At 42.5% G+C, this 23,518-nt stretch carries 28 protein-coding genes; 15 read left to right on the plus strand and 13 right to left on the minus strand.

Annotated elements, in window-relative coordinates:
• The first annotated feature begins 11 nt into the window (after window positions 1-11).
• Window positions 12-554 carry a PH domain-containing protein gene (locus IRQ78_RS16000; RefSeq protein ID WP_054554410.1) on the plus strand — a complete coding sequence of 181 codons (543 nt, stop codon included), beginning with the start codon at window positions 12-14 and terminating at the stop codon, window positions 552-554.
• Here IRQ78_RS16000 and IRQ78_RS16005 read toward each other — a convergent pair.
• Window positions 551-2,341, minus strand: coding sequence for an alkaline phosphatase D family protein (locus tag IRQ78_RS16005; protein ID WP_194442674.1), 1,791 nt, complete (start codon window positions 2,339-2,341; stop codon window positions 551-553). The genes IRQ78_RS16000 and IRQ78_RS16005 overlap by 4 nt on opposite strands.
• A 62-nt stretch (window positions 2,342-2,403) precedes the next feature.
• Entirely contained in the window at window positions 2,404-2,748 is a 345-nt protein-coding gene (locus tag IRQ78_RS16010; protein ID WP_054562833.1) for a rhodanese-like domain-containing protein, read from the minus strand.
• Between the two features lie 145 nt (window positions 2,749-2,893).
• Between IRQ78_RS16010 and IRQ78_RS16015 the strand changes: the two genes are divergently transcribed.
• Genes IRQ78_RS16015 through IRQ78_RS16025 form a run of 3 tightly spaced genes read left to right on the plus strand, consistent with a single transcriptional unit; the run spans window position 2,894 to window position 7,541 of the window.
• Window positions 2,894-3,199, plus strand: a complete 306-nt coding sequence (locus IRQ78_RS16015; RefSeq protein WP_054554407.1) for an ArsR/SmtB family transcription factor — start codon at window positions 2,894-2,896, stop codon at window positions 3,197-3,199.
• Between the two features lie 3 nt (window positions 3,200-3,202).
• Complete coding sequence (locus tag IRQ78_RS16020; RefSeq protein WP_194442675.1) at window positions 3,203-6,490, plus strand: efflux RND transporter permease subunit; 3,288 nt, start codon at window positions 3,203-3,205, stop codon at window positions 6,488-6,490.
• Window positions 6,480-7,541, plus strand: a complete 1,062-nt coding sequence (locus tag IRQ78_RS16025) for an efflux RND transporter periplasmic adaptor subunit (protein WP_194442676.1) — start codon at window positions 6,480-6,482, stop codon at window positions 7,539-7,541. Before IRQ78_RS16020 ends, IRQ78_RS16025 begins: the two co-directional genes overlap by 11 nt.
• Here the strand turns inward: IRQ78_RS16025 and IRQ78_RS16030 are convergent.
• Genes IRQ78_RS16030 through IRQ78_RS16040 form a run of 3 tightly spaced genes read right to left on the minus strand, consistent with a single transcriptional unit; the run spans window position 7,534 to window position 9,466 of the window.
• Window positions 7,534-8,211 carry a nitroreductase family protein gene (locus tag IRQ78_RS16030; RefSeq protein WP_194442677.1) on the minus strand — a complete coding sequence of 226 codons (678 nt, stop codon included), beginning with the start codon at window positions 8,209-8,211 and terminating at the stop codon, window positions 7,534-7,536. The two genes, IRQ78_RS16025 and IRQ78_RS16030, sit on opposite strands and share 8 nt — an antisense overlap.
• 29 nt (window positions 8,212-8,240) lie before the next feature.
• A complete protein-coding gene (locus IRQ78_RS16035; RefSeq protein WP_194442678.1) occupies window positions 8,241-8,603 on the minus strand; it encodes a YfeK family protein in 363 nt (120 codons plus the stop codon).
• A gap of 8 nt (window positions 8,604-8,611) precedes the next feature.
• A complete protein-coding gene (locus tag IRQ78_RS16040) occupies window positions 8,612-9,466 on the minus strand; it encodes an endonuclease/exonuclease/phosphatase family protein (RefSeq protein WP_054554402.1) in 855 nt (284 codons plus the stop codon).
• Between the two features lie 175 nt (window positions 9,467-9,641).
• Between IRQ78_RS16040 and IRQ78_RS16045 the strand changes: the two genes are divergently transcribed.
• Together IRQ78_RS16045 and IRQ78_RS16050 are read left to right on the plus strand one after the other, a co-directional pair.
• The gene (locus IRQ78_RS16045) at window positions 9,642-9,956 is read left to right on the plus strand and encodes a Bor family protein (RefSeq protein WP_054554401.1); all 315 of its coding nucleotides are present in this window, start codon (window positions 9,642-9,644) and stop codon (window positions 9,954-9,956) included.
• Window positions 9,953-10,276: a Bor/Iss family lipoprotein gene (locus IRQ78_RS16050; RefSeq protein ID WP_054554400.1), complete on the plus strand. Its 324-nt coding sequence runs from the start codon at window positions 9,953-9,955 to the stop codon at window positions 10,274-10,276. Before IRQ78_RS16045 ends, IRQ78_RS16050 begins: the two co-directional genes overlap by 4 nt.
• Here the strand turns inward: IRQ78_RS16050 and IRQ78_RS16055 are convergent, their stop codons facing one another.
• Genes IRQ78_RS16055 through IRQ78_RS16070 form a run of 4 tightly spaced genes read right to left on the minus strand, consistent with a single transcriptional unit; the run spans window position 10,277 to window position 14,140 of the window.
• Window positions 10,277-11,515 carry an ABC transporter permease gene (locus IRQ78_RS16055; protein WP_138601053.1) on the minus strand — a complete coding sequence of 413 codons (1,239 nt, stop codon included), beginning with the start codon at window positions 11,513-11,515 and terminating at the stop codon, window positions 10,277-10,279.
• The gene (locus IRQ78_RS16060; RefSeq protein ID WP_194442679.1) at window positions 11,508-12,215 is read right to left on the minus strand and encodes an ABC transporter ATP-binding protein; all 708 of its coding nucleotides are present in this window, start codon (window positions 12,213-12,215) and stop codon (window positions 11,508-11,510) included. The genes IRQ78_RS16055 and IRQ78_RS16060 overlap by 8 nt, the downstream gene beginning before the upstream one ends.
• Window positions 12,215-13,381 carry an efflux RND transporter periplasmic adaptor subunit gene (locus IRQ78_RS16065; protein ID WP_194442680.1) on the minus strand — a complete coding sequence of 389 codons (1,167 nt, stop codon included), beginning with the start codon at window positions 13,379-13,381 and terminating at the stop codon, window positions 12,215-12,217. Before IRQ78_RS16065 ends, IRQ78_RS16060 begins: the two co-directional genes overlap by 1 nt.
• Before the next feature lie 48 nt (window positions 13,382-13,429).
• On the minus strand, window positions 13,430-14,140 hold the full coding sequence (locus IRQ78_RS16070; RefSeq protein WP_054554396.1) for a YIP1 family protein: 711 nt from the start codon (window positions 14,138-14,140) through the stop codon (window positions 13,430-13,432).
• Window positions 14,141-14,310: 170 nt separating this feature from the next.
• Between IRQ78_RS16070 and IRQ78_RS16075 the strand changes: the two genes are divergently transcribed.
• Window positions 14,311-15,204: an aldo/keto reductase gene (locus IRQ78_RS16075; RefSeq protein ID WP_054554512.1), complete on the plus strand. Its 894-nt coding sequence runs from the start codon at window positions 14,311-14,313 to the stop codon at window positions 15,202-15,204.
• A gap of 65 nt (window positions 15,205-15,269) precedes the next feature.
• Here the strand turns inward: IRQ78_RS16075 and IRQ78_RS16080 are convergent, their stop codons facing one another.
• From IRQ78_RS16080 to IRQ78_RS16095, 4 genes are all read right to left on the minus strand, one after another.
• On the minus strand, window positions 15,270-15,947 hold the full coding sequence (locus IRQ78_RS16080) for a TorF family putative porin (RefSeq protein ID WP_054554395.1): 678 nt from the start codon (window positions 15,945-15,947) through the stop codon (window positions 15,270-15,272).
• A 288-nt stretch (window positions 15,948-16,235) separates the two neighbouring features.
• Window positions 16,236-17,402, minus strand: coding sequence for a hypothetical protein (locus IRQ78_RS16085; protein WP_194442681.1), 1,167 nt, complete (start codon window positions 17,400-17,402; stop codon window positions 16,236-16,238).
• A 151-nt stretch (window positions 17,403-17,553) separates the two neighbouring features.
• Complete coding sequence (locus IRQ78_RS16090; protein ID WP_194442682.1) at window positions 17,554-17,754, minus strand: helix-turn-helix transcriptional regulator; 201 nt, start codon at window positions 17,752-17,754, stop codon at window positions 17,554-17,556.
• Window positions 17,755-17,762: 8 nt separating this feature from the next.
• Window positions 17,763-18,182 (minus strand): hypothetical protein, encoded by a 420-nt coding sequence (locus tag IRQ78_RS16095; RefSeq protein WP_054554393.1) that lies wholly within the window; start codon window positions 18,180-18,182, stop codon window positions 17,763-17,765.
• A 230-nt stretch (window positions 18,183-18,412) separates the two neighbouring features.
• On the opposite strand from IRQ78_RS16095, the gene IRQ78_RS16100 reads away from it, so the two are divergent.
• The 8 genes from IRQ78_RS16100 to rplR all read left to right on the plus strand — a co-directional run bounded on the left by IRQ78_RS16100 (window position 18,413) and on the right by rplR (window position 23,518).
• Window positions 18,413-20,356 (plus strand): AsmA family protein, encoded by a 1,944-nt coding sequence (locus IRQ78_RS16100; protein WP_166341083.1) that lies wholly within the window; start codon window positions 18,413-18,415, stop codon window positions 20,354-20,356.
• Between the two features lie 275 nt (window positions 20,357-20,631).
• Window positions 20,632-21,000 carry a 50S ribosomal protein L14 gene (rplN, locus tag IRQ78_RS16105; protein WP_010378257.1) on the plus strand — a complete coding sequence of 123 codons (369 nt, stop codon included), beginning with the start codon at window positions 20,632-20,634 and terminating at the stop codon, window positions 20,998-21,000.
• Window positions 21,001-21,010: 10 nt separating this feature from the next.
• On the plus strand, window positions 21,011-21,325 hold the full coding sequence (gene rplX, locus IRQ78_RS16110) for a 50S ribosomal protein L24 (protein ID WP_054554391.1): 315 nt from the start codon (window positions 21,011-21,013) through the stop codon (window positions 21,323-21,325).
• Between the two features lie 16 nt (window positions 21,326-21,341).
• The gene (rplE, locus tag IRQ78_RS16115) at window positions 21,342-21,881 is read left to right on the plus strand and encodes a 50S ribosomal protein L5 (RefSeq protein ID WP_054554390.1); all 540 of its coding nucleotides are present in this window, start codon (window positions 21,342-21,344) and stop codon (window positions 21,879-21,881) included.
• A 10-nt stretch (window positions 21,882-21,891) separates the two neighbouring features.
• A complete protein-coding gene (gene rpsN, locus IRQ78_RS16120; protein WP_054554389.1) occupies window positions 21,892-22,197 on the plus strand; it encodes a 30S ribosomal protein S14 in 306 nt (101 codons plus the stop codon).
• 21 nt (window positions 22,198-22,218) lie between these two features.
• On the plus strand, window positions 22,219-22,611 hold the full coding sequence (gene rpsH / locus IRQ78_RS16125; protein WP_054554388.1) for a 30S ribosomal protein S8: 393 nt from the start codon (window positions 22,219-22,221) through the stop codon (window positions 22,609-22,611).
• A 13-nt stretch (window positions 22,612-22,624) separates the two neighbouring features.
• A complete protein-coding gene (rplF, locus tag IRQ78_RS16130) occupies window positions 22,625-23,158 on the plus strand; it encodes a 50S ribosomal protein L6 (RefSeq protein WP_054554387.1) in 534 nt (177 codons plus the stop codon).
• A 9-nt stretch (window positions 23,159-23,167) separates the two neighbouring features.
• Window positions 23,168-23,518 (plus strand): 50S ribosomal protein L18, encoded by a 351-nt coding sequence (rplR, locus tag IRQ78_RS16135; RefSeq protein WP_036974021.1) that lies wholly within the window; start codon window positions 23,168-23,170, stop codon window positions 23,516-23,518.

The following is a 23,518-nucleotide window of genomic DNA, read 5'->3' on the forward strand; positions in this document are numbered from 1 at the left end:
AGGAGCCTATGATGACAGAAACCAGTTTATTGAGTGCCAGCTTTGATCCAAAAGTAAAACAGTATTGGTTATTACTGGGTATTTTTACCTGTGTGATTAGTATGGTAGGGATCCCTTTCATTCCCATTGTTGCGTTAATAATCTGGCTGGTGGCAGGGCGTATTTTAGCGGCGATGTCAGCCACGTTGTTAACACGTAAGTTAGTGGTAAAACGCGGTGTCTTTTTTAAAGAAGAAAAATCGATCCCACTTGAAAAAATAACCGATGTAGCACTAAGTCAAGGTCCTTTAATGCGTCAATTTGGTCTTTATCGACTGAGTTTTGAAACGGCAGGTCAATCAGGGCAAGGTGCATTAGTATCATTGCTCGGAGTGGTTGATGCAGAGACGTTTCGCGAGGCAATCTTAAAACAAAAAGATGAGATGACTCAAAGCAGCAGTACTAAAGCTGAGCATCAACCTGAAGATAGTCAGTTAGAGCTGCTGCGTTCACTTACTTATAGCGTAAAAAACATTGAGCAAATGTTAGTTACGCTATTAGATGAAAAGCGTTAAACCATTTGTAAAGTAGGGTTACCAGCTTGTACGCTGAGCGCTTTTTGACGCTCGCTAAGCAGTGTGTAATCGGCTGTTTTAACGCTACTTACATAATGCCACTGGGCAAGCGCTTGTTGTTGAGTAAAGGTGACGGTTAAGTAGCCGCGTTCAACTAAGTTATTGTAAGCTAAGTCGTTAACCAATAATGCAATGACTTGCTCAATTTGTGCGACAGCTTCGTTCGATTGCGTATTTAACGCTAAGTAGTTCTCAAGACCTGGTGATGAAACCGAAGATGTTGCAAATTCAACACCAGCTGCGGCTTTAGCAGAAACAGGATTGCTTGCATCAGTGACTAATTGTCCTGCCCAACTGTTATGCGTATCACCAGCTAAAACGACTAAATTCTTTTGTGCTGCAATTGCAGTTCCTAGTATTTGCTCGCGCTCATAAGCATAGCCATCCCATGCATCAAGATTATAAGGTGCTGTTGTTTCTACACGTGCTCTCTGTTCACTAGTAACCGTTGGATCGCCACCTAATATACGTCCTTTAATTTGCGCAAGCTCACTAAATAATGTGTTTGCTTGAGCAAGTAATGCCGAGGGATCAGCACCGTTTGCTTGAGTCACTTGGATATTCATTAGTAACTGTAAAATCTCGAATGGCAAATGCATTTTGGTCATCAGCACCTGTTGCCCAAGTACTTGCCATTGTGTTGTTGCTGTCGTTAAACCATCAGTCAGCCATGTAAGTTGCTCGTTACCTAATAGAGCACGAGTAGGTGAGCTAATTGCTGCAACAAAGTCAGTTTGTCCTTGGCTGTTGGTTAAGTCGAAATCCGCATAATTAACTTGCTCGTCGCGAGCTAAAACACGGGTATCGAGCATGTGCAATGACACTAAATTACCAAACTCGAAGCGTCGATAAATACGCTCTTTATCGGCAACATTACGGATAGGCATCCATTCAAAGTAGGCTTGTAGCGCATGCATTTTGCGCTCGCTAAATTCACCTTCGCCGTCGTTGTGATTTTCTGCACCACTGTGCCATGTATCATTAGTTATTTCATGGTCGTCCCAAACAGTAATAAATGCACAATGACTATGGGCAGCTTGCAGGTTTTCGTCTTTACGATAATGGGCGTAACGTTTGCGATAATCCGCTAAAGAAATGATTTCATCGTTATTGTCATCAGGTAATAAACGGCCAAGTTCGGCGGCATCTTCAGTGGCATAACCTGTATTACCATATTCATAGATGTAGTCACCTAGGTGCAGTACTGCATCTAAATCGGTTTGTTTTGCGATTTCGCCATACACATGAAAGTAGCCAGCAGGATAGTTAGCGCAAGAGACAACAGCAAATTTAACTTGTTCTATGTTGTCGGTTGGAAGCGTTTTACCTACTCCAGTGGGTGAGGTTTTACCATTACTTATGAAGCGGTAGTAATAGGTGGTATTGGCATCGAGGCCTTGCAGATCAACTTTTAAGGTGAAGTCGGTTGCATCGCTTACTTGTGTTTCGCCATCATGGCTAATGGTTGTGAAGTTAGCGTCTGTTGAGGCTTGCCAAACTACGTTAATACTCGTGACGTTTTCAAGAGGGGTTATGCGAGTCCAAATAATGAGGCTGTCAGCGAGCGGGTCGCCACTGGCAACACCGTGATCAAAGCTGACAGGGGTTTGCTTTGTAGTTTCGTCATCATCGTCATTAAGACTACAGCCCGTTAAACCGAAAGATAAAACGGCGGCTCCAAAACCAGCCGCCGATGCTTTTAAAAAGCGTCTGCGCGTAAAAGTCATTGCTCTGTACCTATAAGTAGAAAAGTACGAGCTTATCCGACCAGTGTTACTGTTCTATGAAGTTAAAACACCTGACAAATTTGTTCAGCATTACAGGTGATTACAGTGACATTTTCGTAGCCAACACGAGTCAGTGCTTCGGCACTTAGTGTGGCGCGGGCACTACTTGCACAGTGTAAGTAAATGGGCCTTGCAGGATCTTTTTCAATTTCCATTAATTTCATTTCAAGTACACCACGCGGGATATTAATTGCACCTGTTGCTGCTTTAGTTGCGTGCTCAGCAGGTTCTCGTACGTCTATTAATAAACCGTGGTTTTCGCTTAATTCTTGTTTTGCTTGGTCAGCGCTAATGCGGCGCTGGTTGGGGGCAATAATTTTCATTAAGTCAGGAATTGGGGTCAGCATACTAATCCTCCATGCCAAGTTTTCGTAAAAGGGTGATGTATTTAATATATTAGATAACACTATATTAGTAAATTCTAATATTAGACTTTTCTAATATATCAATCTATACTTTAGCGGCATTTTAAGAATATAGAGTAGTGTGAATATGAACATCGATTTTGCGGCTATGGCCGACAATGTGGAGCAAGCAGAGCAAATGCTAAAGATATTGGCGAATAAAAATCGCTTGATGATCTTATGTTCGCTGCAAGATGGTGAAATGAGCGTGAGCGAATTAAACGAAGCTGTGCCGTTGGCGCAGTCTGCATTATCGCAACACTTAGCGGCGCTGAGAAAAGCTCAGATAGTTGCTACTCGACGCGAAAGCCAAACTATCTATTATCGCGTGGTTGATGAAAATGTAGTATCGATCCTAGCAACTCTATATGGCTTATTTTGCAAAGGTAATTAAGCAGTGAGTGCTATCGATAATGCTGTTAAAAACAGCTTGAGCGGCCGCCTTCCTGTTATTATTTTTATTATGTCGGTGTTGCTTGGCTTAATGGCATTAAAGCAAACCCCTCGTGAAGAGGAACCGCAAATTGTGGTTCCTATGCTTGATATATATGTAGCAGCACCAAACGTTGAAGCGCCAGAAGTAGCCAGGCTGGTAACAGAGCCATTGGAGAAGTTATTGGCGCAGTTAACGGGTGTTGAGCATATTTACTCAACTACACAAAGTAATGCTGCTGTTGTCACTCTTCGTTTTGAAGTCGGTCACGATCGTGAGCAAGCTATTCTCGACACTTACGCTAAACTCTATAGCTATCAACACACTATGGCGTCAGTGATCAGCTCATGGCAAATACGTCCGGTTGAAGTGAACGACGTGCCAATAGTAATGCTGGGCTTATTTAGTAAAGATCCAAAACTTTACGATGACTATCAACTAACTCGTTTTGCCAACGAAATCGCTAACAGTTTACAGCGCATCGAAAACACCAGTGAAGTGAAAGTGATTGCTGGTAGAACTCGTCAATTAACGATTAACCTTGATGCAAGTGCTCTTGCTGCACATCAAACAACCCTAACCGATGTGTATTATGCGCTTAGCGTATCTAACCAATTAGTGAATGTGGGCAGTGTTGTTGAAGGAAAGCAGCAAATTGCCTTACAAGTGGGTGATGTTTTACGTTCTCAATCTGCGATAGAACGGCTTGTTGTCAACGTGGTAAACGGTAAGAGTGTTTACCTAAGTGATGTGGCCGAGGTGAGTGATGGTCCAAGCGAAGCGCAAAGCTATCAATGGCTGGCTCATTCAGATAACCAACAACAACTTCCTTTAGTCACCATTAGTGTCGCTAAGCAAGCAGGCACCAATGCGGTCGCTGTAGCCAACGAAGTGCACAGCATGATGGACAGTTTATCGGCTAATCTATTGCCAGATGAAGTGGGCTACACCGTACTGCGTGATTATGGCCAAACCGCGAACGAGAAAGTAAATAACCTTACCTCAAGCTTAGTGTTTGCGGTATTTACCGTGGTTATTTTTGTTGGCGTATTTTTAGGTTGGCGACCAGCGATTGTGGTTGGTTTGGCAGTGCCTATTTGCTACGGCATCACCCTGACACTTGATTTTGCCTTTGGCTATACAATTAACCGAGTCACACTGTTTGCACTAATCCTTTCTTTAGGTTTGTTGGTTGATGATCCAATTACTGGGATAGACAACATAAGTCGTTTTTTAACCCACAAAGGCGATAAAAAACAACGCATAGTTGATGCCATGAGCGAAATTCGTGTGGCGCTGTTTATGTCTACATTAACCATTATGGTGGCGTTTATCCCACTTGCGTTTATTACTGGCATGATGGGGCCGTACATGGCACCGATGGCATTCAATGTGCCAATTAGTGTAATGGTTTCGACCATAGTGGCATTTTTTGTTACGCCGTGGTTGGCAATGAAACTACTTAAAGCGCCAGTCGGTGACAGCGTACAACTCGATGCCAATCAGCATGGTTTATATGAGCGCATATTATCACCATTACTTGAGTCTAAAGGTCGTGCCAAACTCGTTTTATGGACCACATTAGCCTTGTTTGTCGCCAGTGCCATGTTACCCGTAATGCGTGCAGTGCCTTTAAAGCTATTACCGTTTGATAATAAAAACGAGTTACAAGTTTTAATCGATATGCCAGAAGGCACAAGCCTTGAGCAAACCGCCGCTTTCACTCGACAAGTACAAACCATCACTTGGCAATTAAATGAAGTAAGCGAGGCGGCAGCCTACGTTGGTCAGCCATCAAGCATGGACTTTAATGGTATGGTGCGTGGTTATTATCGACGTGAAGCAGCGAACCTTGCTGAGCTCAGAGTATTATTGCTCGATAAGACTGAGCGTGATCATCAATCTCATGGCGTGGTCATGCGCTTGCGTGCCGCATTAGCGCCACTGGCAACCGATGGCATTGTAATTAAAGTGGTTGAAGTGCCACCGGGTCCGCCGGTTTTAAGTACCTTAGTGGCTGAAGTTTACAGTGAGCCATTTGTTGATACAGACACGCACTATCAAGCAGCCCTTGCTGTTGCTGCAAGGTTAAAACAAGAGCCGCATGTGGTTGAGGTTGATACCAGTATTGCTGCCAATGCACCCTTACAACGTTTTGTTACTGATAAAAGTAAAGCGTCATTGTCGGCGGTGTCTACGCAAGATATTGCCCAGACCTTAGCCATTGCTTCGCATGGGCAAAATGTTGGGGTGTTATATGTTAGCGGCGAAACAGACCCTGTCGATATAAAGTTACAACTGCCATATCAAGATCGTAACCAATTTGCTCAATTGCTGGCATTACAAGTTCGTGGTGATAGGGAGCTTGCAAAAACCAGTGATGAATTTGGGCTGCAAAGTGCACCGCGTCCGCTGGTGGCGCTCTCTGAGTTGGGTGAATTTCAGCATCAAGATGTTGCCAAGTCAATTATGCGTAAAGATCAGCGTAATGTTATGTATGTAATGGCTGAGTTAAATGGGCGTACACCCGCTGAAATTATTGCTGACGTCAATGCTGACTTAGGCATTAGCGCTGACGAATTTAGCCAAACTGATTGGCAAAGTAGGCACTTTTTCAATAATGGTGGTAGCCAAGTTTGGCAATTACCTGCTGGCACTGACGTGACCTTTAGTGGTGAAGGCGAATGGCGAATTACTATTGATGTATTCAGAGATATGGGGATTGCCTTTGCGTTTGCGCTAACAGCCATTTTCATCATCTTACGCATTCAAACAAACTCTGCCAGTTTGTCACTGATCATCATGTCGGCTATTCCATTAACCGTAATAGGGATCATGCCGGGCTTTTGGCTATTAAACCAATTTGGAGAGCGCAGCATTGCTGGTGCTCCAGAGCCGGTGCTATTCACTGCAACAGCCATGATTGGCATGATTGCTCTTGCTGGTATTGTGGTTCGTAACTCACTTATTTTAGTTGAGTTTATTAATCAAGCTAGCGGCCAAGGTATGGCAATTAAACAGGCTTTGATTGCCGCAGGTACGGTGCGTATGCGCCCCGTGTTACTCACAGCGGGAACCACTTTATTAGGTAACTTGGTGATCACCCTAGATCCGGTATTTAGCGGTCTAGCGATTGCAATTATTTTTGGTATTGTGGCATCAACATTGTTCTCATTATTTGTTGTGCCACTGGTTTATTATTTAGTGTTTGCAAAGGATGCAGGTAAAGAGGAACAAGCTCATGCAGGGTAAATCGAAACTTACTGGCTCGATCATCGCGTTATCTGTGATCATTGTGGCGGTACTTTACATGGCGGGCAGTTTCTCTGATAAGCAAGCTGCAGGCATGAAAAACCCATCAGCAAATGATTACACTGGTCAGTTAGTGACAGTGACACTGGCAGATATTGCGCGTGATGAAGTTGTACCGGGCACCGTGATTGCAAAACAAAATACGCAAATCTCTTCTCGTGTAATGGCACAAGTTGAGCGTTTAAATGTACGCGCTGGCGATACTGTAAAACAAGGTGACGTGCTAATTACCTTGCAGCAAGATGACTTTAAAGCAGGGCTGGCTCAAAGCGAAGCACAAATAAATGCGATTAATGCCTCGCTAACTCAAGCAGAGAAACAACTAAAGCGTATTAACGATTTATACAAGCAAGGTTTGGTATCTGTTAGCGAATACGACGATGCAAAAGCAAGGTTCGATAATTTAACGGCGAACTTAGCGATTGCTAAACAGCAGCAAACACAAGCGCAAGTTGCACTGAGTTTTACGCAAATTAAAGCGCCGATTTCAGGTGTTGTGGTTGAGCGTTTTGCAGAGCCTGGCGATACCGCAACTCCTGGCACGCCATTACTCGCACTGTATAACCCACAACAATTGCAATTAGCATTTAATGTCAGAGAACAACAAGCAATTAAGTTGAATGTTGGACAAACTCTAACGGTTAAACTACCTGCTTTATCTACGTCAATGCCTGCCACAGTGACAGAAATTGTGCCGGTTGCTGATAGTGCTGCGCGTAGTATGGAGATCCGTTTAGAAACAGATGCGCAAACTGGATTAATGCCAGGGCTTTATGCGCAATTACAATTACCGCTCGCTACTGAAAAAGGGGTGTTGATTGACTCAAGCTGGGTGTACCAATATGGCCAATTGAGTATGGTCTATTTACTTGAAAATAATCAGATAGTGCGTCGCTATGTGCGCCTTGGCGAAATGCTCGATGGCAAGCAGCACATCGTTTCAGGTTTAAACCCGGGTGATGTGCTGGCTGTTGAATTTAAAGCTAAATAAAGGTCGCTATTTCGTCTAGCGACTTTTTCACTAAGGCATGCTCAGGGATGGTTGCATCTGTGCCTGGGTAGCCTGCAATTAGCAGCATATAAGGGCGCTCATTATCTTTATCGCGGCCACAAATTTCGGTTAAAAAGCTCATTGGTTTTGGTGTATGCGTAAGGGTTGCAAGGCCAGCTCTGTGTAGTGCTTGAATTAAAAAGCCTGTTGCTAGGCCAACAGATTCATGAACATAGTAATTGGTATTTTTGTCATCGGCAGAAATACCGCCTTTCTTTTGACTAAACACGGCAATTAGCCAAGGTGCATGCTCAAGGTAGGGCTTACTGGCATCGGTGCCAAGTGGTTTTAAGGCATCTAACCATTCTTCACCTGCGCGACCTTCATAAAATGAGCGCTCTAGTTTTTCAGCGGCTTCTCGAATTTGTTTTTTCACATCGCTGCTGTGTATTGCTACAAAGTGCCAAGGTTGATGATTGGCACCGCTCGGTGCAGTGCCAGCCGCTCTAATACAGGTTTCGATTATTTCTCTTGGCACTGGGCGGTCGCTAAAGCTACGAATACTGTGGCGACGCTGACTCACGGCTAAAAACTCTTCGGCGCGTTTTAGCATCTCGTCATGGGGGTACTCAATAAAGTCATTAAGTGGCTGATTCTTGTGTTCTTGCATGGCTTTTCGCTTCTTGTGTGTTGATGATTTTAATTATGAATATGTTGGTTTCGACGGTACTCTTTTAATTCATTGCTTAACCAATCTTTTGCATTGATTAAGTTACCATTGCTGAGTTTAACTTTATAGGGCTTACCGCTCCATGAGCTTTTGCTCGCCAGATTTTCGATAAACTTTTCGGCAGTTTTTGCATAGCGGGTTGCTTTTCGATACTTCATAGCTATGTGTTCGGCAGCATCTTGGCTTGAGTGCTCTGTGCCGTTGCGAATAAATACGGCATCACTCTCAGCGACAAAATCAATGAGGTGATTTATCTCTTGTTCTGGGGTCGCTGCATTACTGAATTGGCTAATGCTCAATAACATTAACGCGATAAACCAATATCCTTTCATTGTTATTTTCACTGTACTTTTTGCTCTATGGTCAAGGTTGCAATTATTGGATTATGATCTGAGCTTACAAGCTCAGGTACTATGGTTGTCTTTATTTTGACACCGCGCACCCATACTTGGTCAAGTGCTAAGCCAAATGCTTTGGTACGTTTATCATCTAAATAGATAGCTTCGTGCAAACCTAGCTGAGTCAATGTTTGCTGTAATAATGCTTGGCGCTCATCACTCCAAGTATTGAGATCACCGGCAAACACGATAGGCCCTTTGTGCGTTTGCATAATAGCAGCGGCATCGTCTAGCTGTTGTTTAAAGTCACTAACGCCAAAAGCAAAGTTAATGGCATGCAGGTTAATACTCAGTAATAACTGTTGATCTGGCAGCGCATATTCCACAATATTGGTGGCTTTTGGGCTACGTAGCCAAGGCTCTTTATGGGTGAGTGTACAATGCACAGTAGCTGGCCAGCGGCTGAGTGTCATAACTCCAGATTGCACGCCGCCACTCTTATACCCTTTAGCAAAGCGCCAATAGGGTTTGAGCTTTGTAAGCGAAGGTTCTTCGATAGCTTCTTGTAGTAACACAATATCAGCACCGGCATTTAGGTTTTGCAAATCTGTGAGTAAGCCATCTATTTGTGCTTTGTAGATATTCCAACTCAATAACTTGAACTGATAGGGCAAAATATAATGTTCAGCGTAAGTTTGCATACGACTTTGTGCTAACTGCTGTTGGCAATTAGCAAGGTTCACAGCGGTTTTGGTTATACCTTGTTGCTCATCAGAGCTAGGATCGCTTGAAAAGCTATACCAAGACAGCACACTCAAACACACAAGTAATAAAAATATACGCAGATATGCCGTCATAATGACCTTTAGTTACGTTCCTTGAGAGTTAGTCGTTGTTAGCCTCAGTTTAGTTCAAAGGCTAAATGTTAGAAACTGTAGTATTTTCTACAATTTCTATACGCTTTCTTACCCAAAATGAGTACTCATATTCTTATACTTACTGAGCTTAACAACTCAGACAAAGGAACTACTCATGAAACAAATGGCCTGTATGCTGCTTGCCTTATCGGTGACAGCGTGTTCATCAGTCACCATAGTGCCAGAAAAAACAACCAATAAATTAGCCACTAAAGCTGATTACCAAGATAGCCGCCCATTCTTTTTGTGGGGCCTCGTTGGTGAAGAGCGCGTTGATGTAAAGGCTATTTGCCAAGATAAAAAAGTTGCCCAAATGCAATCGCAACAAACATTCGCTGATGGCGCATTAGGACTCGTTACACTCGGAATTTATGCTCCTCACACAGTAAAAGTATGGTGTGAGCAACAAGCACAGGAGCAACAATTATGAAAAGCCTACTAGCAACAACTGTGTTAGTGGCAACCTTAAGTGGTTGCACAAATATCTACTTTGATAATGGCAGTGCTGCACAAGCCAATAAAGCGCCTGCAACAGAGCAATGGCATCATAACTTTGCCGCGGCGCTTTACGAAGGTTCAGAGCCTGTAGACTTATCAGAGGAGTGCCCTGATTCCGAATGGCAAACTGTTCACACTTATAAGTCGTTCACCAATGGTTTAGCTGAAGCTGCAGTAAACCAAGTTGGGCCTATTTGGTACCCGAAAACAGTTGAAATAAGCTGCGCTCAAGTACCTTATAAGCCAGACTAGTTATTCATAACGCAGTGCATCAATTGGGTTTAAGCGTGCAGCTTTAATAGCGGGCGCTAAGCCAAACACAATACCAATCAATGAAGTAAAGCCAAATGACAGCATAATCGCCCAACCCGGTATGTAGGCATCTGGCATGCTCGGCACTAAAACTGAAATTAGTGCCGCAGCACCGTAGCCTATCGCTAAACCAATTAAACCACCAAACAGTGATAGCACCACCGCTTCAACTAAAAATTGCAGCATAATAAAACCAGGTGTTGCCCCTAATGCTTTTAAAGTGCCGATCACACGCGTACGTTCTGTTACCGAAACCAGCATGATATTCATCACTCCGATACCACCAACTACCAGGCTGATACCTACGATCCCCGCGGTAATTGCGGTTGCACTTCCGGTAAATTTATCGATATTAGCACGGGCTTTTTCGGCGGTTTCAAATTCAAAGTCGTCATCTTCACCGTCTTTCAGTTTATGTAATTGACGTAAGATGCGGCGAATTTTAGCCAGTACTTGCGCTTCGTTAGCATCGTCTTTCAAACGAAACATCATTTGTACATTGGTATCAACACTGCCGCCCTCTAGCGCACTCATGGTACTTATCGGAATATTAATGTAATCGTCTTGGTCAAAACCTAATAAACTACCTTGTTTTTCAGCAACACCAATAATGCGAAACCACTCACCACCGAGTTTGATATATTCACCTACAGGGTTTTCAGGCAGGTTAAGCTTTTCGATAATTGAAGGGCCAATAAACGCCACTCTACGGCGTTTTGCATCATCTTCTGCGCGAATAAATCGGCCGAGTTCTGGGTAGGTGCGGTAAGCTTTTTGGTAGTCTTGCTCTGTGCCCATTACCCGTGAAGCATGGCTTTTATTGCCATACTCTGCTGCACCCGAAAAGCGCCAAGTAAACATAAGCGCAGTAAAGGTTTCAGCTTCTTTCACGCGTGCTTTTAGAGTTAGAAAGTCGCTGTAGGTTAACTTTGCTTGTTGCCCTACCATTTCTTTTTCTACGCTAGTGTAAGGCTTTATATTGGTGACATCTGGAGACATATCAGCAAGCTGATCATTAATTTGCTTGGTAAACCCTTGCATTACTGCTACCACGGTCACAACTGCAGCAACACCAATAATAATGCCCAAGCAGGTAAGGGCACTACGCATTGCATTGGCTTTAATTGCCATCAGTGCTGCTTTTGTGCCTTCCATTACAGCGATAGCAGATTTAAACATGTTGTCTTGTTCCTTCGCCTTTGCGGGTATCACTAACAACTTTGCCATCAACTAAACGAATAACACGTTGGCAGTGATCAGCAATATCTTGTTCGTGAGTAACCAAAATAATGGTGTGTCCTTCGTTATGAAGCTCATCAAACAGCGCCATGATTTCAGTGGTGGTTTTACTATCTAGGTTACCGGTAGGCTCATCACCAAGTAGAATATGGGGCTTAGTAACTAGTGCGCGAGCTATAGCGACACGTTGACGTTGACCACCAGAAAGTTGGCTTGAAAGGTGATTCACCTTATCGCCAAGACCAACCCGTTGTAATGATTCGAGCGCTTGTTGCTTTCGCTCTTTGGCTGAGATAAATCGATACACTAAGGGCTGCATAACATTTTCAAGGGCGGATGCTCGTGGTAATAAATTGAAACTTTGAAAAATAAAGCCAACACTTTCATTACGCTGATGAGCAAGCTCCGTTTCGGTCATGCGCTTTACGAGCTTATCTTTTAAATAGTAGTCACCACTGCTGGGAGTATCTAAACAGCCAAGCAAGTTCATCAGGGTTGATTTACCTGAACCGGAAGGGCCAATAATGGCAACATATTCATTTTGAGCAATTTCAATATTAATATCATCAAGGGCTTTGAAAACTTGTTCGCCCATTTTGTATTGTTTATTGATATTAATGAGTTTGATCACCGCAGACATTAGTTAACACCTTTTTCAGGGCTGTTTTTAACGGCTACCGTATCACCCTCTTTTAGTGAGCTAAGTGGTCTAGCTGGGCCGATAACAATACGATCTCCTTTTGCAACACCGCTGGTTAGCGCTTGTTCGATATCTGAAGAAATACCTACCGTAACAGCTGTTTTAGTTACTGTGTTATCAGCGTTAAGCTTCCAAACAAAGTAGCTATCATCCTCTTTTTGAATAGCTTCAATAGGTAGTTTTAAGCCATTTTCGGCAATGCTTGTGGCGATTTCTGCGCGGCAGCTCATTCCGGCATAAAGCTGGCGGTCAGTGGCATCAAGCAGTACTTTGACTTTAAATGATAAGCCTTGTGAACCAGCTTGATTTTTTGCTGATGTGCCAATGTTTATGACTTTGCCAGTAAAAGGTTGATTTGGGTAAGCGGCAGCATAGATATCTGCATGTTGGTCTAGTTTGATACCAGCAATATCGGTTTCATCCACTCGAAGTTCGGCTAATATTGCGCTGGGGTCAGCTACTAGCATCAAGTCTGAGCCAATAATGTTGGTTGTTCCCGCAATAACGGTTTCACCTTCTTTAATATTTACCGAAGCAAGTAGGCCACTCATCGGAGCGCGAAACACGCTTTTATTTAAACGGTCTTCAGCAATCAATAGTGATGCTTGGGCTTGGTTGTAAGCTTCACGTTTTGCTTCAATATCTATTTTTGCTAGATCGCGGGCATTTTGTAGGTTTTCATACACTTCTTGGCCTGCAAGGCCCACTTCATAAAGCTCTTTTTGGCGGCTTAATTGACGCTCGATATTTTTCAACCGGGTTTCGCTATGCTTAATGTCGATTTCGGTCGCACGAAGCACGGCTTTATTGCGGGCAACTTCAGATTCAAACGCGGTCGTATCTAAGCGCATAAGAATATCGCCTTCAGTGACACTTTCGCCTTCTTCTACAAACACTTTCGCTACACGGCCAGTCACTTCTGAGCGCAGTTGCACTTGGGTGTTAAAAACTAGGTTACCAGAGGCTAAAATTGAATCGGCAATATTGCCTTGTTCAACTTCTGCAATATGCATTTCTGGTGCATCTTTATTGCCTGTGACTTGTTTTGAGATTAGTAAAGCGACAAATGCCGTAACAGCGAGGCCAATTATAATGGCTTTTTTCATCTTTCTTCCTTGGAAGTTAAGAGCGGCATATTGCCGCTCAAAGCAGAATTAAACGAGAGCGATTACAGTCCAAATACCGTAAATAACAATACTTGGTAAGGCTGCAAACAGTAGCGCCTTATTGAAAGTGAAATTAGTCCAGCTCTTTAAACCGATAGCTGCGATGAAAATACCCCAAATAGAAAAGATATTGAGACTTTCAAGTAAGGTGTAGAATGGGTGGCCAATTTCTAAACCAATTAAAAGTTGGTTAATCGAAGCATAGTTAAATAACGTCTGTGAGATTTGGTCGGTACTCGCAGTTAATACTAAGATGAGTAAACCTAGGCTTGAAATAATCATTGGCATCATCGTCCACACACCAAAGCCATACCACGCACCATAGCCATAATTAGCTTCTGGGTCTTGCTTAGATACAAATAGGTAGTAGCCTGCCATTAGAGCATTAATAACAGCCAAACCAATAATGCCACCAAACATAGCAAACCATACTTGCATATCTATGGTTTGCTCCATGCTTTGGCGAATCATTTTTTGTTCTGCAATGGTGGCATCAACACTGGCCGCTGCCACTTGTTGATCGATTAAAAACTGCGGGTCAGCCTTATTGTAAAAAGCAAACATGCTGGCAGCGAGAATGCCGGCAAGTAAAATAAAGGCAACAAAAGACCAACCTTTTGCTTCTTTTAAACCATTAAAGGCTTTGCTTGGGCTGATAAAAATATCAACCAAAGCAGTCATAACATTTGACGATTTCATTTTTTATTCCTTGTTTTATAACATTTGTTTTTAGGTACTAAAATATCCTGTTTAGTAACAAATTAGCAATCTATTTTGTAACTGTATGTTAACAGCTGTGATTGGTAAATCTGTGATATGGTTAAAGAGTTAATTTGAGTCGAATTTATTAGGAAGAGTAGGTCGTTATGGTGAATAGCAATGATCGTTGTATTGATGAGTTGGTATTAGGGTTCTGGCGTTTGCTAGATTGGCAGATAACGCCCCAGCAATGCTTAAGTTTTTTAGAAAATGCAATTGAAATGGGGGTGTCACATACCGATCACGCTGACATTTACGGTGAATACGGTTGTGAAGCTGAATTTGGTAAAGCACTTAAACTAAAACCAAGTATTCGTGATGAAATCAAAATAATCACAAAGTGTGGTATCAAGCCTGCGTTTGCAAGCCTAGGGCTACAAGGCAAAGCAAATCATTATGATTCAAGTGCCGCGCATATTATTGCCTCGGCACAGCAGTCACTTAAAAACTTCAGCACTGATCGTTTAGATGTATTACTTATTCATCGCCCTGATTACTTGATGAACGCCGATGAAATGGCACAAGCATTTAATACCCTAAAAGCAAATGGTGATGTGCTTGACTTTGGTGTATCTAATTTTACCCCATCGCAACTTAGTTTGTTGCAGTCGCGTTTAGACTTTGAGCTTGTGACTAATCAAATTGAGTTTTCACCTTACGAGATGAAAGCCCTTGATGATGGCAGCTTAGACCAATGCCAATTACTTGATATCAAACCTATGCTTTGGTCTCCATTAGCTGGGGGTCGCTTATTCTCAAGTGAAGATGAAAAAGCGGTGCGTTTACGTGCAGTGTTGGAGCAGGTTGGGGCTGAAATTGGCGCCACAGCCATTGATCAGGTTGTTTATGCTTGGCTGTTAATGCACCCAAGTGCACCGTCTGTGGTACTTGGTACGGGTAATATTGAGCGTGTTAAATCAGCTGTTGACGCTAAGCAGCTTACTATGAACCGTGAACAATGGTATCGCATTTGGCAAGGCTCAACTGGTCATAGTGTACCATAAGTGTATTGATATAAATGAGAAAAGGGCCTTAACGGCCCTTCGTGTTGCAGCAAGTAACACATTCTTTATAAAGTGAAGTCAACCGCGTAAGCGACGTACACTTTTACATCTGAACCATCAATGTCGTTGTCTGAAAGACCGAAAGTAAAGCCGTCTTTCGACACTGAAACACCGTAGTCGATGATGTCATCATCACCAATGAAATCCCCTGAGTAATGACCTAGGTGAAGGGCCATTTCTGCACCGGTACTGCCAACTGGGAAGCTGTAGTCAGCATTTAAATAAAGTGAATCACCAAAATCTGTACCGTCACCGCTTGCTGCTGATGTTGCTAGGACAGCTGCACCAAAGGTGAAGCTACCCATGCTAATGCTACCGTAGATTTCTGAGAAGTCTGCATCTGTGTAAGATGCTGCATCTGGGTATGCATAATAAATGTAGCCAACATCGTAGCTAAAGGTTTCATTGATTTCACCGCCAAAACCAGCATAAAGGTCTAGCTCGTAAGTCATGTCGTCAGCCCAGCTAGCATTCGACACCCAAGTACCCGCATAAAAGCCAGATTCACTTGCGTAGTCGATACCACCTTGGATTGCAGCATCACCGCCGCCTTGCTCTTGACCACGCCATAAGTAGTTTGAAGTTGCCGCAGCGTTTGCTGTGACTTCTGCATAGCTATATGTTGAGCTCAAAGTTAATAGCGCAAGGGCGCTTGCTGCGACCGTTTTTTTTAGTTTTAGCATGTTTCTGTATCCTGTTGTTATGTTGATTTTGTCCCATTTTCAGATTGCAGTCTGGTTATTATTTGAGGACATTTTCTATGTGTTGTCTGGATACGATATTGCACTGGTTGTGCCAAGTTAATTACTAACGGGATATTTTATGCTTAAAGGCTTTAAAAACAGGCTTTTAAACTTGTTTAATTGTGAAAAGGATAGTTATTTGAATTGTTCATGCGCACATGAGTGGTGCAAAAAATAACCCGGTTGCACAATTGCGAAGCAACCGGGTTTTGCTTATTTGAGAGTAACTTAGCCGAAAATTGCACGCATTAGACTAATGGTTTCTTCAACACTGCGGCCTTTTTCTACTTCACTGATGATTGAATCGCGCTTAGCTTTGATATGTTCAGGGATATCATCACTTGCTAGTGCGCGGTCTACCAGTATCTCAGCTGATTCTTTGCCACGGCGTACGGTCTTTTTACCTGCTGAGCTCGTGGTACTCTTAGGTTTGTTTAACAACTTAATATAGTTTGAGTTATCAGCGGTACTTTTATCTGCATAATAAAAGAAGCTAGGCAATAGGGCTTTGATTTCAACCAGAGATTGTTCAAGCTCATTTGCTGCACTGGCCATTTTGAACCAAGGCATGTTATGTATTGCTTCGATAACATCTTGCCAGTAGCGCTCAAAATCACGGTTATTAAGCTTAGTAATACCTAATGCCGCACAAAGGGCATCAAGTTTACTATTTACGATTGGTGTAAACACGTCAGGTCGGCGCATCGCAAGCAAGCGAGTAGCAGGAGCAAGCGTTGGCTTTTCATCGCTGCCATTAAACGCCATGAAGTAAGCAACCATAAAATGCTGATAATGTTCTTGCGTTACTTCACCCTCAAGTGGAATGTGTGCAAGCGCCTCATCGAACGCACCTGGTAAATCACTCAACATTTGGTGGAAACCTTTCGCGTTCTTAGTAGAAGCAAACCATTCAACGTCGAAGTTATAGCTACTTGGATCAAGCGAGGCACTGTGTTTACCTGAAAACGCTAAACGGTCTTCTGGGATCATCTCTTTTAGGGATTGCGATTTAATTGCAGCAATGTACTTAGCTAAGCGTAGTTGCTCATCAAGGGCTACAAGCTCTTTATGCTGCTCGATGAAGCCTGCAATAACAGGCCATGGCGCAACCCTTAATGTTTTTAGCTGCAAAAAGCTGATTGCAGAAATTAATAAGTCATGAAGTTTTTTAAGAGTGGGTAATTGCTTATCTTCTAACAGATCGTAGTTAATGCGATCGCGGCTTGCACTTAATAGCTCATAGCACCATCCTAAAAAGTCTTCAGGGTGGTTTTCTACTTTAACTGCCATAAGGTTTAAGCTGATATCAGAGGCTTGCTTGAGAATATTTTGATAAATTTGACTTTCTTGCTCGCCAAGCGCCATTTTTGACGGTGAAATAAGCAGTTTCTTCATGCTTAATCGATACTCCAGTTTTGACCAAATTGGGTTGTTTAATTTTAGTACACAGGGTGCAAAAACAACAGGGTCGTGCATCATACCGAAGTAATGAAATGATGCAATCTTACTGATAATTTATAAGTAAGATTGCGACTGACGTGGTTTATTAATCATTGTCATCGAGTGTAAATAATTGCTCAACACTGAGTTCAAACTGAGCAGCAATTTTTAACGCGATAATCACCGAGGGTATAAAGCGGCCTGTTTCAACTGTGCTAATGGTTTTACGTGATACTGCAATGGCATCAGCAAGTTCTTGCTGCGATAATCCCTTTTCTTTGCGGAATTTAGCGATATTATTTTGCACTTTTATACCTAGTCTCTACTTTGCCAAAGAATTGATACGCCATATATCAAACACATCAAGGCAAGGTAAAATGTGGCCATCATGCTATGAGATACATTTAAAGCAAGTTCATCAGACAATAAAAAAATAGCCCCCATGCTAAAAAGCAATCCAAGCACAACATGTTTATAAGCGATGGTATCAATCGTATTTAAAAATTCATCCTTATAAGTAAGGCGATAACCAAGTTTCCATGTAAATCCCCCTCTAATCACAAACATAAAGAAAGATCCTAAAAATGCGGCAACACCAATAAACAGTAAAAATACTGATGTTTGCTTGAGCATTGGGTAAACACTAATAATTAATAACGTGACTCCCATGAATATTGAAAACCATGCGTTATGACTCATAAACTTTTCTTCCGTTTTGATATCTTGCTTAGACATAATCGTTTCCTTTTATTTTAAACTCAAATGTAACCTACAGGTATCAATGTAACCCTAGGGTATCATACGGTCAAGATCTTTTTGTAACCTATAGGTATCAAAAAGTTTCAGCGCTGATTCATATTCTTGTACCTAAGCTTGTTTACAAACCTTTTTGTGTGTTCGGCAATGCAATTGCGCCTAACTCCCGCTATGATAAGAACATTGTTTGCCCATTTTTAAGGATGATTATGAAAACCTTACTGAAAATTGTTGGTGTCATCTTCGTATTACTGATTGCATTGGTAGTCGCAGCACCATTCCTAATACCTACAGACGCGATATTTAATAAAGTATCGGAGCAAGTAGAACAAACCACAGGTCGTAGTCTGACTATTAATGGCGATAAAAAGCTGTCGGTATTTCCATCATTAAAACTCGAATTGAATGATGTGCACTTTGCCAATATGCAAACAGGCTCGCAAAAAGATATGGCAAGCATGCAGCAACTTGCTATCCGTATCCCGTGGATGTCGTTATTTGGCGGTGAGTTTAAGCTTGATAAATTCGTTATTAACGAACCAACAATTTTGTTAGAAACCGATAAAAATGGTAAAGCAAACTGGCAATTATTTGATGCGGTTGCTGAGCAACCACAGACAGAGCAGCAAAAGAGTTCTGGCGCTGTTAACTTACCAGATAACTTTGATATCGAACTTGGTGAAGTAGCAATCTACGGTGGTACTTTCACTTATCTAGATGGTAAAACCGGGGCAAAGCAACAGATAAGCGATTTAGAATTAGCAATCTTATTACCTTCTCTTCGTAAGACCTTAGAATTAAAAGGCGGTATTACCTATATGGGTGAGCGCTTTGATTTAGATGTCACGCTAGATACACCTGTTAAAGCGATTGAAGGCGAAACGTTTAATGTAAGCACTGAGGTTGATTCGCGCTTAGTCGATTTAAATTTTAAAGGTGCAATTGCAGAAATGGGTAATGACGTGCAAGGGCTTCTTTCTGTAAGTGGTGACTCTGTTAAAAATATTGCGAGTTGGCAAGGTGTTGAGCTTAATGCAAAAGAAAATGCGTTTAATGCCTTTAATGTAAAGGGTTCAATGCACCTAAAAGGACAGCAGTTTAAGCTTACTGAGCTACTTGCCACCCTAGATGAGCTGCAAATTAAAGGTAAAAGCGATATTAAGCTTGGTGATCGTTTAGCTGTGAATGCCGATATTGATTTAGGTATGCTTGATCTAAACCCTTACCTACCAGAGGGCGTAGCTAAAGAAGAACAAGCAGAACCTGCCGCAGATGCACCAGCACAGCCAATTGTTTGGGATGATACTGCAATTGATATGAGCGGCTTAAACGCACTAGATGCAAATGTAGTCGTGCGTTCAAGTGGCTTAAAAGCAAATGATATTACCCTTGGTGAAAACCAGTTAACGGTGAACCTAAAAAATGCCGTGGCTAAAATCAGTTTAGATAAGTTTGTTGCTTATGAAGGCAATGGTAAAGGTGTAATAACCGTTAACGCCAAGCAAACACCTTATAAAATTAGTACTAACTTTTCTTTAGATAAAATCGATGCACAGCCATTACTAACTGATGCGGCTGGTTTCGATAAGTTAATGGGTAAAGGCTCTCTAAATTGGGATCTAACGACCACAGGTCAAAGCCAAAAGAGCTTTATCAATGCTTTAAATGGTAAGTTAGGCTTTGAGTTTGCTGATGGTGCGGTAAAAGGGGCCAACATTGCAGAGATGGTTCGTAAAGCGAAAGAGCTTATCAAAGGTAACTTAAGCGCAGTATCAGAAGGTTTAGATACAGGCTTTGATAACTCACAGCAAACAGACTTCTCGGCATTGCAGGGCAGTTTTGTATTCACTAACGGTGTTGGTGAAAATAAAGACCTATCACTACTTAGCCCGCTTATTCGCATTACAGGCTCAGGTAAAGTTGATTTACCTATGACGAATGTAGACTATCGCTTGGTAACGGGGATTGTTGATTCAATCGAAGGGCAAGGCACGACCGATGACAGTACCGGCTTTAAAATTCCACTGCGTATCAAAGGTCCATTCCATGATGTTGGTTATAGCCTAGATGTCAGTGATGCGGCTAAAGAAGAAGTCAAAGAAAAAGCTAAAGATAAAATCAAAGACAAATTAAAAGGTCTATTTGGTAATTAATAAAAATTTAATTAAAGTCAAAAACAGGGCGCATTTGCGTCCTGTTTGTTTTATAATCAATAACAAACCAGCAAGCTGCTGTAATTCCTCATTGCAGGCATTATGATTAATTCCAAATTAATTAAAAAATAACCTACCACTTCCTTGCCATTGCTGCTACAATTGCCCGCCCTTAAGAGACAACTTGCTTGTTTTTTGAGTGGAATTTAACCGAAATGTCTTGATTTTAAACAAAATTAAGGCGTGTTGTAATTTCTACACCGGAGGTCATTAACATGATCCAAATGCAAACTCAGCTGGACGTTGCTGATAACAGCGGCGCTCGCAAAGTGCAGTGTATTAAAGTCCTTGGCGGTTCGCACCGTCGCTATGCAGCGGTTGGCGATATCATCAAAGTTTCTGTAAAAGAAGCTATTCCTCGCGGTAAAGTGAAGAAAGGTGATGTTAAAAACGCGGTAGTTGTGCGTACTAAAAAAGGCGTTCGTCGTCCGGACGGTTCTTTGATCCGTTTCGATAGCAATGCGGCTGTTATCTTAAACGATAACTTACAGCCAATTGGTACTCGTATCTTCGGCCCTGTGACTCGTGAACTTCGTACTGAAAAGTTCATGAAAATCGTTTCACTAGCACCAGAAGTACTATAAGGAGTCTATCATGGCAGCAAAAATCCGTCGTGATGACGAAGTAATCGTACTAGCAGGCAAAGACAAAGGTAAGCGCGGTAAAGTGCTTTCAGTTGTTGCTGAATCTGGTCGAGTATTTGTCGAAGGCATCAACTTAATCAAGAAGCACCAAAAGCCTGTTCCTCAGTTGAACCAAGCTGGCGGTATTGTTGAGAAAGAAGCGTCTATCGACGTATCAAACGTTGCGATCTACAACTCGGAAACGGGTAAAGCAGATCGTGTAGGTTTCAAGATTGAAGATGGTAAGAAATTACGTATCTTTAAATCTACTGGTAAAACTATCTAATAGTTGGAGTAGAATGATGGCGAAACTGCATGAAGTATATAAAGACAAAGTAGTTGCTGAGCTTCAAGAGAAGTTTGGTTTCAGCTCTGTCATGCAAGTCCCTCAGATCGAAAAGATCACATTAAACATGGGTGTGGGCGAAGCTCTAGCTGACAAGAAGATCCTAGATAACGCTGTTGCGGATCTAGAAGCAATCTCTGGTCAGAAACCTCTAATCACTAAAGCACGCAAATCAGTTGCTGGCTTCAAAGTGCGTGAAGGTTACCCAATTGGTTGTAAAGTAACCCTACGTGGCGAGCGTATGTGGGACTTTTTTGAGCGTTTGGTTTCAATCGCTATCCCGCGTATCCGTGACTTCCGTGGTGTAAGTGCTAAGTCTTTTGATGGACGTGGTAACTACAGCATGGGCGTACGTGAGCAAATCATCTTCCCAGAAATCGATTATGATAAAGTAGACCGTGTTCGCGGTATGGATATCACAATCACTACTTCTGCGAAAACAGATGATGAAGGCCGTGCGTTGTTAGAAGCGTTTAACTTCCCATTCAAGAAATAAGGGTAGGGTTATGGCAAAGAATTCTATGAAAGCGCGCGAAGCAAAGCGTGCGAAATTAGTTGCTCAGTTCGCTGAAAAGCGTGCGGCACTAAAAGCTATCATCAGTGATGTTAATACATCTGACGATGATCGTTGGGACGCGGTATTAAAGCTACAAGCTTTACCACGTGATTCTAGCTCTTCACGTCAACGTAATCGTTGTAACGTTACGGGCCGCCCACATGGTTACCTTCGCAAATTCGGCATGAGCCGTATTAAAGTTCGCGAAGCAGCTATGCGCGGTGAAATTCCTGGCCTTAAAAAGGCTAGCTGGTAATAGTATCACGGGAGTAAGACTATGAGCTTGCAAGATCCTATTGCGGATTTGTTTACACGTATCCGTAACGGTCAGTCAGCGAAGAAAGTATCAGTAACGATGCCAACTTCAAAACTGAAAGTAGCAGTAGCTAAAGTATTAAAAGATGAAGGTTATATCGCAGATTACGCTGTAAGCGGTGAAGCGAAGCCTGAGCTTTCTATCGATTTAAAATATTTCGAAGGCAAAGCTGTTATTGAAAACATCCAGCGTGTTAGCCGCCCTGGTCTACGTATCTATAAGAAACGTGACGAATTACCAAAGGTAATGGGTGGTCTTGGTATCGCTATCGTATCAACTTCTAAAGGCCTAATGACAGACCGCGCAGCACGTAGTGCCGGCGTTGGTGGTGAGATCATTGGCTTTGTAGCTTAATCGGAGGGGAACTATGTCTCGCATAGCAAAGGCACCAATCAATGTTCCTGCCGGTGTAGAAGTTACATTAAAAGGCCAGGACATCACAGTTAAAGGCAAAAACGGTGAATTAACTCGTACTATCAACGACGCTGTTGAAGTACAAGTTAACGACAACGTTATTACAACTTTACCTCGTGAAGGCGTAGCTAATGCATGGGCACAAGCAGGTACTGCTCGCGCTCTAATCAACAACATGGTTGTTGGTACGCATGAAGGTTACGAGAAGAAACTTCAGTTAGTAGGTGTTGGTTACCGTGCAGCAGCTAAGGGCAAAGTATTAGACTTAACTCTTGGTTTCTCACACCCAGTGAATTTCGAAGTACCAGAAGGTATTACGATTGAAACACCAAGCCAAACAGAAGTTCTAGTTAAGGGCGTAGACAAGCAGTTAGTTGGTCAAACAGCTGCTAACATCCGTGCATACCGTAAACCTGAGCCTTATAAAGGTAAAGGTGTTCGTTACGCGGACGAGAATGTACGCCGTAAAGAGGCTAAGAAGAAGTAAGGTAAGACGATGGATAAAAAAACAGCTCGTCTACGTCGTGCTAAGCGCACTCGTAGAAATTACATTGAACAAGGCACAACGCGTCTTGTTATCCACCGCACGCCACGTCACATTTACGCTCAAGTAGTTACTGCTGAGGGTACTGTACTGGCTGCTGCTTCTACTGTTGAAAAAGCAATTAGCGAAACAGTTAAAGGCACAGGTAACGTTGCAGCTGCTCAAGCAGTTGGTAAAGCGGTTGCTGAACGTGCAGCTGACAAAGGCATCGAAAAGATTGCTTTTGATCGCAGTGGCTTTAAATATCACGGCCGTGTGAAGGCGCTTGCTGATGCAGCGCGTGAAGCCGGTCTGCAATTCTAG

Source organism: Pseudoalteromonas simplex, assembly GCF_015278155.1.
Taxonomy (GTDB): domain Bacteria; phylum Pseudomonadota; class Gammaproteobacteria; order Enterobacterales; family Alteromonadaceae; genus Pseudoalteromonas; species Pseudoalteromonas simplex.